This window comes from Mangrovactinospora gilvigrisea (assembly GCF_001879105.1).
GTDB classification, from domain to species: Bacteria; Actinomycetota; Actinomycetes; order Streptomycetales; family Streptomycetaceae; genus Mangrovactinospora; species Mangrovactinospora gilvigrisea.
Genome location: NZ_MLCF01000130.1, coordinates 1 through 12,099 on the forward strand (window position 1 = coordinate 1; position 12,099 = coordinate 12,099).

At 72.2% G+C, this 12,099-nt stretch carries 10 protein-coding genes; 8 read left to right on the plus strand and 2 right to left on the minus strand.

Going from position 1 to position 12,099, the window contains the following annotated elements:
* The first annotated feature begins 50 nt into the window (after nucleotides 1-50).
* From BIV57_RS20065 to BIV57_RS20080, 4 genes are all read left to right on the plus strand, one after another.
* Complete coding sequence (locus BIV57_RS20065) at nucleotides 51-875, plus strand: hypothetical protein (protein ID WP_071658255.1); 825 nt, start codon at nucleotides 51-53, stop codon at nucleotides 873-875.
* Between the two features lie 117 nt (nucleotides 876-992).
* Nucleotides 993-1,964 (plus strand): FadR/GntR family transcriptional regulator, encoded by a 972-nt coding sequence (locus BIV57_RS20070; protein ID WP_071658256.1) that lies wholly within the window; start codon nucleotides 993-995, stop codon nucleotides 1,962-1,964.
* 451 nt (nucleotides 1,965-2,415) lie between these two features.
* Nucleotides 2,416-4,029 carry an RNA polymerase sigma factor gene (locus tag BIV57_RS20075; RefSeq protein WP_265737001.1) on the plus strand — a complete coding sequence of 538 codons (1,614 nt, stop codon included), beginning with the start codon at nucleotides 2,416-2,418 and terminating at the stop codon, nucleotides 4,027-4,029.
* A gap of 189 nt (nucleotides 4,030-4,218) precedes the next feature.
* Nucleotides 4,219-5,085: a S1 family peptidase gene (locus tag BIV57_RS20080; RefSeq protein WP_079170522.1), complete on the plus strand. Its 867-nt coding sequence runs from the start codon at nucleotides 4,219-4,221 to the stop codon at nucleotides 5,083-5,085.
* A 179-nt stretch (nucleotides 5,086-5,264) separates the two neighbouring features.
* Here the strand turns inward: BIV57_RS20080 and BIV57_RS20085 are convergent, their stop codons facing one another.
* On the minus strand, nucleotides 5,265-5,495 hold the full coding sequence (locus BIV57_RS20085; RefSeq protein ID WP_071658258.1) for a DUF7455 domain-containing protein: 231 nt from the start codon (nucleotides 5,493-5,495) through the stop codon (nucleotides 5,265-5,267).
* A 579-nt stretch (nucleotides 5,496-6,074) separates the two neighbouring features.
* On the opposite strand from BIV57_RS20085, the gene BIV57_RS20090 reads away from it, so the two are divergent.
* The 4 genes from BIV57_RS20090 (at nucleotide 6,075) to BIV57_RS20105 (ending at nucleotide 11,015) form a co-directional block, all read left to right on the plus strand.
* Entirely contained in the window at nucleotides 6,075-8,216 is a 2,142-nt protein-coding gene (locus BIV57_RS20090; RefSeq protein WP_071658259.1) for a DNA gyrase/topoisomerase IV subunit B, read from the plus strand.
* A gap of 176 nt (nucleotides 8,217-8,392) precedes the next feature.
* Nucleotides 8,393-8,872 (plus strand): DUF485 domain-containing protein, encoded by a 480-nt coding sequence (locus tag BIV57_RS20095; RefSeq protein WP_071658260.1) that lies wholly within the window; start codon nucleotides 8,393-8,395, stop codon nucleotides 8,870-8,872.
* A complete protein-coding gene (locus tag BIV57_RS20100) occupies nucleotides 8,869-10,470 on the plus strand; it encodes a solute symporter family protein (protein ID WP_071658261.1) in 1,602 nt (533 codons plus the stop codon). Before BIV57_RS20095 ends, BIV57_RS20100 begins: the two co-directional genes overlap by 4 nt.
* 311 nt (nucleotides 10,471-10,781) lie before the next feature.
* The gene (locus BIV57_RS20105; RefSeq protein ID WP_071658262.1) at nucleotides 10,782-11,015 is read left to right on the plus strand and encodes a hypothetical protein; all 234 of its coding nucleotides are present in this window, start codon (nucleotides 10,782-10,784) and stop codon (nucleotides 11,013-11,015) included.
* A 7-nt stretch (nucleotides 11,016-11,022) separates the two neighbouring features.
* Here the strand turns inward: BIV57_RS20105 and BIV57_RS20110 are convergent, their stop codons facing one another.
* Nucleotides 11,023-11,727 (minus strand): DUF6082 family protein, encoded by a 705-nt coding sequence (locus BIV57_RS20110; RefSeq protein ID WP_139275736.1) that lies wholly within the window; start codon nucleotides 11,725-11,727, stop codon nucleotides 11,023-11,025.
* Nucleotides 11,728-12,099 lie beyond the last annotated feature (372 nt).

Genomic DNA, 12,099 nt, shown 5'->3' on the forward strand with positions numbered 1-12,099 from the left:
CCGCCGGAGTCCCCGGCCGCCGCCCCCACCCCCGTCGAGGAGGCGCATCGATGAGGGCGCTCCGCTACGAGTGGCAGCGCCTCCGCGCCGCCCGCGCCACCTGGTGGATCACCGGGATCGGGCTGCTGCTCAACGCCGTCGCCGCGGTCGCCGCCGCCCGGCTGGCGCACCCGGCCTCCGACCCCGGCGCGGCCGCGCTCCGCCGCGCTGTCGCCGCCTGGGTCCCCGCCGTCCCGGTGCCCGCCGTGGCCCTCGCCGCCGGACTGCTGGGCGCCGCCGCCCTCCGCCAGGAGCGCGGACACCCGCAGCTGGGGCCGATGCTGACGGTCCGCCACCGGCGCCTGCGGCTGGTCGCCGCCAAGCTGGCGCTCGCCGCGGTCTGGGCCGCCGGGACGGCCGCCGTCGGACTCGCCGTCAACTCTGCCGCCGTGGCGGTCGCCACCGGCCGCGGCCCGCTCGCCGACCCGGCCGGCCTCGGCGGCGCGCACGGCGCCGGCCCCAGGATCGCCGTCGGACTGGCCGCCGCCGCGGTCGCCGCGGCCTGGCTGGGCCTGCTCGGCTCGGCCCTGCTGGGCTCCACCGCCGCCGGGGTGCTGCTGGTGGTGGCGGTGCCGATGGTGGTCGAGCCGCTGCTCGGCGCCGTGCTGCGGCGTCCCGCGCTCGCCGGCGTCTCGGACGCCTCCGGCTATCTGCCCTTCGGCCTGGGCGAGCGGTGGACGTTCCACGGCGGGCTGCTCTCCACCGTCTCCGCCGGGGCCGACGGTCTCGCGGGGCTCGGACTCCCGTCCGGGGCCGCCGCGTTCGCCCCGCTCGCCCCGGCGCTGCTCCTGCTGCTCGGCTGCGGGGCGGTGCTGCTGGTCCGCAGATCGCTGTGAACTGCGGCTCTCGCTCCCGGGAGGGGGGACAGGTCGGAGATTTCGCACATCTGGCGAGGCGCAGTCAACTCATGCGATGAGATGCCGATTACGGGTAACGAGTGATCACCCTTTCGTGTGCTTTTCAGGAAAGCGCTCAAGGCGGGCCGAGGCGTGGTCGACAAAGGATGCGTGAGTACCCTTGCGCACACCGCCAACTCCATGTCCTCCCCCCGTCCGGCCGAGGCGGCCGCCGGCCGAGTGGGCGACGATTCCGTCCGCCCCGCGGCCCCCGCCCCGGTCGGCTCGCCCAACGCCGTGGTCGACCGCGGCCCCGTGCCCAGTCCCTGGGACGGCGCGGACTCGACGGAGCCGATCCGCATGGGCCGCAAGGCCGGTGCGGGCCGCGGCCGCGGCCTGCACGGGCAGCTCGTCCAACAGCTCGGTCAGATGATCGTCTCGGGCGACCTGGGCGCCGACCGCCCCCTCGTCCCCGAGGAGATCGGCCAGCGCTTCGAGGTCTCCCGGACGGTCGTCCGCGAGTCGCTGCGCGTCCTGGAGGCCAAGGGCCTCGTCAGCGCGCGCCCCAACGTCGGCACCCGGGTCCGGCCGGTGCTCGACTGGAACCTGCTCGACCCGGACATCGTGGAGTGGCGCGCCTTCGGCCCGCACCGCGACGACCAGCGCCGCGAGCTGTTCGAACTGCGCTGGGCGATCGAGCCGTTGGCCGCCCGCCTCGCCGCCGGCCACGGCCGCGACGATGTGCAGCGCCGCCTGGTGGAGATCTGCGAGGCGCTCGCCCAGGCCGCCGCGCAGAACGACGCCGTGGCGTTCGCCCGCGCCGACGCCGAGTTCCACGGGCTGCTGCTGCAAGCCGCCGGCAACCGGATGCTGGAGCACCTGGTCGGCATCGTCGGCCAGGCGCTCCAGGTCTCCGGCGGCGCGTCGGCCGGCTGCGAGCGGCCCTCGGAGTCGGCGGTCGGGCTCCACCGCCGCCTGGTCGACGCGCTCGGCACCGGCGACGGCGCCGCGGCGGAGGCCACCATGCGCTCCCTGCTGACCGTGCACCCCGAGATCGAGCACGCCGTCCCGGCCCCGCGCGAGCACTGAGCGGCGGGCGCCGGACGGCGGGCGCCGAACGGCTTCCGCCGCGCAGCGAACGGCTTCCGCCGCTCAGCGATCGGCGGCCCGCTTGGGCGGTCGGCGGCCGAGCAGCGGCTCCGCCGCGGCTCCGCGCGGCTCCCCGCGCCCTTCGAAGGGGCGCGGGGCTGACGCGCGCCGGGGTGTTTCGGGACCCGGGCGGGCGGCGATGGATCGGATGTGACCCGGGCCACTTCGGCCGTGCGTAACACTTGGAGGCGGAGCGCGATGAGTACGACGGTGGCCGCCGCACGGGCGGCACAGGTGTCCGTGTCACAATCCTGTGTCGCAGTTGTCGGCGTCCCCGCAGGCGTCTCCAGGCGTCCGTGCCAGTTGCCCAGCTGAAAACCCGAACCGAACCCCCGTCCGCGCCCACGTGTGCGGTGGAGTCGGTTTTCGCCCTAGTCCCGAGAGGTTGTTCGTGTCGGCCAGCACATCCCGTTCGCTCCCCCCGGAGATCGCCGAGTCCGTTCATCTCCTGGCGCTCATTGAGCGGGGCAAGACTCAGGGGCAGATCGCCGGCAGCGATGTGAAGACGGCCTTCGATGCGGACCAGATTCCGCAGAGCCAGTGGAAGAACGTTCTGCGCAGCCTCAACCAGGTCCTCGATGAAGAGGGTGTGACGCTGATGGTCAGTGCCGCAGATTCGGCTGCCCCCAAGCGTGCCCGCAAGACCACCGCTGCCAAGACCTCCGCCAAGCGCACCACCACCACTCGCGCCGCCGCTGCCCCCGCCGTGTCCGCCGTCGCCGCCCGCCCCGCGGCGCCGGCCCCTCGCCCAGCGCCGCCCCGCACCGCGGCCGCCGCCACCGCCGCGGCCGTCAAGCCGGTCACCGAGGCCGTCGACGCGCCGGTCGAGGACGAGGTCGCACTCGAGGAGGCGTCGGCCGCCCCGAAGAAGGCGGCCCCGGCCAAGAAGGCCGCGGCCAAGAAGACGGCGGCGAAGAAGACCGCCGCCAAGAAGACCGCAGGCAAGAAGAAGGACGACGACTCCGAGGCCGAGGAGCCGGGCGCGCCCGGCGCCAAGGGCGGCAAGGCCGACGAGGAGGAGGACGAGGCGAAGGGCTTCGTCTACTCCGAGGAGGACGAGGACGACGCCCCGGCGCAGCAGGTCGCCGCGGCCGGTGCCACCGCCGACCCGGTCAAGGACTACCTCAAGCAGATCGGCAAGGTCCCGCTGCTCAACGCCGAGCAGGAGGTGGAGCTCGCCAAGCGCATCGAGGCCGGCCTGTTCGCCGAGGACAAGCTGAGCACCGACGGCAAGCTCGCCCCCAAGCTCAAGCGCGAGCTGGAGATCATCGCCGAGGACGGGCGCCGCGCCAAGAACCACCTGCTGGAGGCGAACCTCCGCCTGGTGGTCTCGCTGGCCAAGCGCTACACCGGCCGCGGCATGCTCTTCCTGGACCTGATCCAGGAGGGCAACCTCGGCCTGATCCGCGCCGTCGAGAAGTTCGACTACACCAAGGGCTACAAGTTCTCCACGTACGCCACCTGGTGGATCCGGCAGGCGATCACCCGCGCCATGGCCGACCAGGCCCGCACCATCCGCATCCCGGTGCACATGGTCGAGGTCATCAACAAGCTGGCCCGCGTGCAGCGCCAGATGCTCCAGGACCTGGGCCGCGAGCCCACCCCGGAGGAGCTGGCCAAGGAACTCGACATGACCCCCGAGAAGGTCATCGAGGTCCAGAAGTACGGCCGCGAGCCGATCTCGCTGCACACCCCGCTCGGCGAGGACGGCGACAGCGAGTTCGGCGACCTGATCGAGGACTCCGAGGCGGTCGTCCCGGCCGACGCGGTCTCCTTCACCCTGCTGCAGGAGCAGCTGCACTCGGTCCTCGACACGCTCAGCGAGCGCGAGGCCGGCGTGGTCTCCATGCGGTTCGGCCTCACCGACGGCCAGCCCAAGACGCTGGACGAGATCGGCAAGGTCTACGGGGTGACCCGGGAGCGGATCCGCCAGATCGAGTCCAAGACGATGTCGAAGCTGCGCCACCCGTCGCGCTCCCAGGTGCTGCGCGACTACCTCGACTGAGGTCGGGGAGGGTTTGCCGAGAGGGGCCGCGCGGCGGGCCGGGGATCGCTCCCCGTTCCGCCGGGCGGCCCCTTTCGCGTGCCCGGTTTTCCCTCGATGGACTGAACTCGGGGCTCAGGTCCCGCATCCGCACCTGCCATCCCCCTAGCCTGGTGGCGTTTCTGACACTTCGTCATGGTTGGGGGACGGATGTTGCGAACCGGGCAGGTCCTGGGGCGTGTCGGCGGTGCGGGCCGGCGCGCCCGGGCGGCGGCCGTCGGGCTGGGCGGCGCCGGGCTGTGCGCCGCGCTGCTGGTGGCGGGCGGGGCGGCCGCGCCCCCGGCGCACGCGATCGTGGGGGGCACCGCGTCGTCGGTCCGGCAGGCGCCCTGGATGGTGGCGCTGAGCAGCCGGGAGGTCTACGGCTCGTCCCGCTCCGGGCAGTTCTGCGGCGGCGTGCTGGTGGCCCCCGACAAGGTGCTCACCGCGGCGCACTGCTTCGTCAATCCGGACACCGGGCGGCTCTACGGCCGCGACGACGTCCGGGCGATCACCGGCCGCACCGATCTCACCACCGCCCGGGGCGAGGAGTTCGGGCTGGCCGGCCTCTGGATCGACCCCCGCTTCTCCTCCTCGACGGACGCCTGGGACGTGGCGGTTCTCACCCTCGACCACCCGGTGCCGGACGCCCGCCCGCTGCCGATGGTGGGCCCGGGGGAGCAGGCGCCGTACCGGGCGGGCACCCCCGCCACGATCTACGGCTGGGGCAACACCTCGGACGGCGGGGCGCCGGCCTCGGTGCTGCGCCGCGCCTCCGTGCGGATGCTGCCGGACGCGCAGTGCGGCCGCGACTACCCGGGCGGGCCGGAGGGCCGCTACGACGCGTCCAGCATGGTCTGCGCGGGCACCGCGCGCGGCGGCCACGACGCCTGCCAGGGCGACAGCGGCGGCCCGCTGGTGGTCGGGGGGCGGCTGGTGGGGCTGGTCTCCTGGGGCACCGGCTGCGGCGAGCGCTCCCGGCCGGGGGTCTACACCCGGCTCTCGGCGCTGGCCGCCACCGTCCGCGGGCACCTCTGACGGCTCCGCCGGGGAGGAGAACCCGCCGGGGGCCGGATCGGCCGCCCAGGGGGCCGCTGAGGGCCGCTGCGGGGCGCCTCAGCGGCGCCCCGGGTACGACGCGGCCCCCGGCGGGGGACCGCCGGGGGCCGGATCCGCGCCTGGCGCGGCATGCTCGTCGTCCGTGGGATCTGAGGCGTTCAGCGCTCCTCGGCCGGTGCATTGGCCGGGGTGGCGTCGAGCCGTCCCGTCTCGTCCTGTATTTCGCTGGCGATCTTCTTGAGCTCGGGCTCGAACTTCCGCCCGTGGTGGGCGCAGAAGAGCAGCTCACCGCCGGACGTCAGCACGACGCGCAGGTAGGCCTGGGCGCCGCAGCGGTCGCAGCGGTCGGCGGCCGTCAGGGGGCTCGCGGGAGTCAGAACTGTAGTCACGTCGCCTCATCTCTAGCTCGACGAGCTGTCGTACTCGGAACAACATCCAACCAGGTGGCGATTGTTCCCCGGAAGGGATTTCGCCCGAAGCGATCCCGTGTGGAGGAGCGTTTCTCGTGCGCCGGTCGGAGGTGGCCAAGCGGCGGCGGATAGGGGCAAGGGCGCCGGGCGCCCGGGTCGGTCGGATCGGCAGTGGGGTCGAGGTCGGTTTTCGTCCTTGGGATCACCGTAGCTCGCCGGGCGGCCGAGGCGTGAAGCGATGTGATGCTCGTCGCCCGTCGGTGATGGTTTCTCATGGAATTGTCAGGTTGGTACGGCTTGCGGCGGTCCGCCGTACGGCGGCGTCCACTGAGAGGGACGTGCCCCGGGCTTCGCCGGTTCATGCCTGCGTCGGCCGTGGTCCCCCGGCCGGCCGCAGAGCGCCGCACCATATCGAACAGGCGTACGATACGGCGCACGGGTGTCGACTCCGGCCCAAGTGCACGGGAGTGTCACAGCAGTTCAGTAATCTAATGGCCGAGACGCCGACACCGAACCGAGGGCCATGGGGCCCGCCCGGCAGACAGGAGCTGGACGCGCGTGACCGCCGAAACCATGTCGAATGCGCTGCTCGCCGGGGCGGACCAGGACGGCTCCTACACCGCCCGCCACCTGATGGTCCTGGAGGGCCTGGAGGCGGTCCGCAAGCGGCCCGGGATGTACATCGGGTCCACCGACAGCCGCGGGCTGATGCACTGCGTCTGGGAGATCTTCGACAACGGCGTGGACGAGGCCCTCGCCGGCGTCTGCGACCGCATTGACGTGCTCTTCCACGACGACGGCTCGGTCGAGGTGCGCGACAACGGCCGCGGCATCCCGGTCGACAAGGAGCCGAAGACCGGCCTCTCCGGTGTCGAGGTCGTGATGACGAAGCTGCACGCCGGCGGCAAGTTCGGCGGCGGTTCCTACTCCGCCTCCGGCGGCCTGCACGGCGTCGGCGCCTCCGTCGTCAACGCCCTCTCCTCGCGGCTGGACGTCGAGGTCGACCGGGACGGCTCCACCTACGCCGTGGGCTTCCGCCGCGGCACGCCCGGCCAGTTCGAGGGCGAGGGCGACGGTGCCCGCTTCGAGGCCAAGAACGGGCTGCGCAAGCTGCGCCGCAAGGCCGCGTCCAAGGGCCGCAACGGCACCCGGATCCGCTTCTGGCCGGATCGTCAGATCTTCCTCAAGGACGCCCGGTTGGACCTGGAGCAGCTGCTCGGGCGCGCCCGCCAGACGGCCTTCCTCGTCCCCGGTCTCACGATCGTTGTTCGCGACGAGCGAACAGACGTCCCGGAGGCCAAGAGGGAGGACGGCAGCCCCGCCGGCCCCCGCGAGGAGACGTTCCGCTACGACGGCGGCATCGCCGAGTTCTGCGAGTTCCTCAGCCCCGACCGGCCGATCTGCGACGTGCTGCGGCTCACCGGTTCCGGCACCTTCAAGGAGACCGTGCCCGTCCTCGACGAGCGCGGCCACATGACGCCCACCGAGATGACGCGCGACCTCGAGGTCGACATCGCGCTGCGCTGGGGCACCGGCTACGACACCACGCTGCGCTCCTTCGTCAACGTGGTCGCCACGCCCAAGGGCGGCACCCATGTCGTCGGCTTCGAGCGCTCCCTGACGCGCACCGTCAACGAGGCGCTGCGCTCGGCCAAGATCCTGCGCGTCGCGGAGGACGACGTCACCAAGGACGACGCCACCGAGGGCCTCACCGCGGTGGTCACCGTCCGGCTCGCCGAGCCGCAGTTCGAGGGGCAGACGAAGGAGGTGCTGGGCACCTCCGCCGCCTCCCGGATCGTCGCCGCGGTGGTCGCCAAGGAGCTCAAGGCGTTCCTCGCCTCGACGAAGAAGAACGACAAGATCGCCGCCCGGGCGGTGCTCGACAAGGTGGCGGCCGCCGCCCGCACCCGCATCGCCGCCCGCCAGCACAAGGAGGCGCAGCGCCGGAAGACGGCGCTGGAGTCCTCCTCGCTCCCGGCGAAGCTGGCCGACTGCCGCAGCGACGACCTCGACCGCAACGAGCTGTTCATCGTGGAGGGGGACTCCGCGCTCGGCACCGCCAAGCTCGCCCGCAACTCCGAGTTCCAGGCGCTGCTGCCGATCCGCGGCAAGATCCTCAACGTGCAGCGCTCCTCCGTCTCGGACATGCTGAAGAACGCCGAGTGCGCGGCGATCATCCAGGTGATCGGGGCCGGTTCGGGCCGCACCTTCGACATCGACCAGGCCCGCTACGGCAAGGTCATCCTGATGGCCGATGCCGATGTCGACGGCGCGCACATCCGCTGCCTGCTGCTCACCCTCTTCCAGCGCTACATGCGGCCGATGGTGGAGGCCGGGCGGGTCTTCGCCGCGGTGCCGCCGCTGCACCGCATCGAGCTGACGCGCCCCAAGAAGGGCCAGGACAAGTTCCTCTACACGCACAGCGACGAGGAACTGCGCCGCACCCTGCTGGAGTTCCAGCGCAAGAACATCGGCTACAAGGAGCCGCAGCGCTACAAGGGCCTCGGCGAGATGGACGCCGACCAGCTCGCCGAGACGACGATGGATCCGCGGGGCCGCATCCTGCGGCGGATCAACGTCGGCGACCTGGAGGCCGCGGAGGGCACCTTCGAGCTGCTGATGGGCAACGAGGTGGCGCCGCGCAAGGAGTTCATCGTCAACTCCGCGGGGACGCTGGACCGTTCGAGGATCGACGCCTGATCCTCGCGGACTGTGACGGACTGCATCTCCAACGTCACTGAAATGAGTGACAAGCTGCCACTTCGGGCGCGGAGTGCAGGTGGCCGTGCACATCCTGAGGGGACGAATCGGCGCGCGGTCGGACGATCACGATCATCCGACCGGGCGCCGGCCCGATTCCCCGAAGGAGGCCCGAGGTGCAGCCCGACACCATGTCAGGCGACGCGCAGGGCGCCGTCACCGCGGGGACGTCGGCCGGGGGGGCCGCATCGGCCGCACGGTCGCACGTCTACCGGAGTGTGCAGCGCAGCGCGCCGTTCGTGCGGATCAAGCGCAGCCGGCGGCAGTTCGTGCTGCCCGCCTGCGCGGTCTTCCTGTGCTGGTACGCGCTGTACGTGGCGCTGGCGGTGGTCGGCGGCGACGCGCTGGGGCGCCCGCTGATCGGCCCGCTCAACACCGCGATGGTGCTGGGGCTGGCGCAGTTCGCGTCGACGTTCGCGCTGGCGGGGGCGTACGCCCGGAACGCGTCCCGGCGGCGCGACCGGACGGCGCTCAACCTGCGCTGGATCACGCAGGACCAGGAGCGGCGCGAGGCGGGCGAGCCGGCCGGGCCCGTCGAGGTCCCCGCGCCGGTCGAGGTCCCCGCGCCGGCCGAGGGCGGGGGCGAGGTCCGATGACGGGCGGTCACCAGCCCTGGGTGGTGGGCCTCTTCCTGGGGATCATCGCGGTCACGCTGGGCATCACGCTGTGGACGGGGCGGCGGACCGGCTCGCGGGCCGAGTTCTTCGCCGGCGGCCGCACCTTCTCCCCGCTGCAGAACGGCTTGGCGATCACCGGCGACTACCTCTCCGCAGGATCGTTTCTGGGCATGACGGGCATGATTGCGCTCGCCGGCTACGACGGCATGCTCTACGCGGTCGGGTTCCTGGTGGCCTGGCTGGTGGTGCTGATGCTCGCCGCCGAACTCGTCCGCAACTGCGGAAAGTTCACGCTCGCCGATGTGCTGGCGGTGCGGCTGCGGGAGCGGCCGGTGCGGGCGGCGGCGGGCACCTCCAGCATCGTGGTGGCGCTCTTCTACCTGATCGCGCAGATGGTCGGCGCGGGCACCCTGGTGTCGCTGCTGATCGGCGGCGGGGCGGCCACCCAGCGGTGGTCGATCGTGGCGGTCGGCGGGCTGATGATCGTCTACGTGGCGATCGGCGGGATGCGGGCCACCACTTGGATCGGCATCGTCAAGGCCGTGGTGCTGCTGGTGGGCGCCGGCGGGCTGACGGCGTTGGTGCTGCTCAGGTTCGGCGGCAACGTTGGCGAGCTGCTGCATGCGGCGGCGGCCGGCAGCGGGCGCGGCGGAGCGTTTCTGCGGCCCGGCCTGGAGTACGGCGGATCCGTCACCAACCGGCTGGACTTCGCCAGCCTGGCGCTCGCGCTGGTGCTCGGCACGGCCGGGCTGCCGCACATCCTCTCCCGCTTCTACACCGTGCCGACGGCGCGGGCGGCGCGGCGCTCCGCGCTCTGGGCGATCTGGCTGATCGGGGCGTTCTACCTGATGGCGATCGTGCTGGGCTTCGGGGCGGCGGCGCTGGTGGGCTCGTCGCACGTGCGCGCGTCGAACGCGGCGGGCAACACCGCGGTGCCGCTGCTGGCGCAGGTGCTGGGCGGGGGACGCGACACGGTGACGGGCTCGGTGCTGTTCGCCGTGGTCTCGGCGGTGGCCTTCGCGACGATCCTGGCGGTGGTGGCCGGGCTGACGCTGGCCTCGGCGGCGGCGTTCGCGCACGACCTGTGGGCGGCGGCGCGGCGGCGTTCCGCGGAGGAGCCGGCGGACGAGCGGGACGAGGTGCGGGTGGCCCGGTTCGCGGCGATCGGCGTGGGCGCGGTGGCCATCGCGTTGAGCCTGGTCGCCGCCCGGCTGAACGTTGCGTCACTGGTGGGGCTCGCGTTCGCGGTGGCGGCCTCGGCGAACGTCCCGGCGCTGCTGTACACGCTCTTCTGGCGGCGGTTCTCCACGCGCGGCGCGACGTGGGCGGTCTGGGGCGGCCTCGTCCCGGCGGTCGGCCTGGTGATCTTCTCCCCGGTCGTCTCCGGAGCGTCCGGCGCGCTCTTCCCGGGCGTCGACTTCGCCTGGTTCCCGCTGCAGAATCCGGGGCTGGTCTCCGTCCCCCTCGGCTTCCTCGCCGGCTGGCTCGGCACCCTGACGGGCCGTCGGGACCTGGCCGCGGAGCAGGCGCACGCCGAACTCGAGGTCCGGGCCCTGACGGGGGCGGGGGCGGCGTAGCCCTCCGGGACGGTTGGGGGCCGGACGGGGCGGGACGTGGGCGAGGGACGGGTGTTCGTGCCTCGCAGAAACGGGCTACGCCGACGTCCGGATGGGCTACGCCGAAATCGCTAGATCGGGTGGGTTCGGTCGCGGCCCCGCCAAGCCATGTGCTCCGTGCCGCGGGGAGCCATAAAGTCTCGAAGGATATGTGCCCTCCGGGGAAGGCGGTGACCGAGTTTCACCTCCAATCAGCCTGCCGCCCTGTGGAGACAGGACGCCTTCACCGACCCCGACTCGGTCACCGCGGCGCTACCCCCTGGAGTGAAGCTGTGATCAGGAAGCGGCTCGGCAAGAGCCCGGCCGAGCGTGGCTGCATGTCGAACGAGAACTGCCCGGACGTCTTCGAGATGGCGGACGGAAACTTCGCGGTCATCGGCAGAGAGGCCACGGGACCGCTCAGAGGACACCTTCCGTCCGATGCCAAGCTGGGCCCGAACGAGCGGATCGTCGTCGTGGACCGGCAAGTTCTGCTTCAGGCCGCGATGGATATGCCGCGCGATTGACCGAACGTCATGGGCTCCCCGGAAGCCGGTGGAACTCGAGATCCATGAGCCGGTCGAATGGTGACTCGGGGATGATCGGCCGCGACAGCCGGGACAGCCGCACCGCACGCCAGAACTCCACAATGACGGGGCTTCTGAAGTAGTGGCGGATCTCGGCGCGGAGCTCCGACTCGGAGAGCTGTCCGCTCCCCAGTGCCATGGCGCCGTGCGAGAGGACCAGGTTCGCATAGAGGAATTGGGCCCGCCGCTCCTCGGAGAGGGGAGCGGCGGTCCTGAAGGCCGGCCAGACGTCAGCCAGGTGGGGATGTTCGATGGCCAGGCGGATCAGCTCGAAGTGGTTCCCCCGGATCATCGCCTCCGCGGTGCGGTGCAGCTCGTGGTTGGAGCGGCCGTTGTGCTGGCGGAGATGTGTCAGCTCCGCACGCTGCATGCGCAGTTCCCGGCGCTGCATGAGCACGGTCGTCGCCACCGCGAGCAGTGCGAGGCCGGAGAACATCGCGTTGGCGGCGCTGAAGGTCTGGCCCACCTTGCCGCTGCGGTCCAGCGAGGCCTCGCTGGCGTGCGCGAAGGCAGCGTTGTCGACCAGCCACTCGGTGCCGAGGATCGTGGCTTCGCCGACGGTGGCCAAGATCGCTGCGCAGAGGATTGCATAGGCGACTATGCGGATGATGTGCTGAGTACGACTGGATGACTGTGTTGCTGCGGCAGTCATGGATACCCCGTTTGTCCCGGGTCGGGCACAGCGGTGCCACGGCCTTGACGGTGAGGGACTGGTTCCGGGCGGCTCGTTTCTCTGGGAGCCGTGGGCCGATCGGGTTCCTTGCGGGGTGTCGGTCCTGTGAACCTGTCAATACCACTTCCCCCGAACGGGCGTTCAGAAACGAGCGGGACCGTGAGGAGCGCGCCTATGTCCGGATCTGATAACGCCTTCGGCGTACGGGAATTCACCTTCTACCTTCTCCGCCGCATGGCCGACTATCGCCCCGAGCTTGTCGAGCGGGCCGTGCGGGGGATGGGTGGGAGCGCCGGGGAGATGCGGGAGGCCAACAGGCGGTGGCAGGCGATGGTGCGGGGGCGTGGGGGG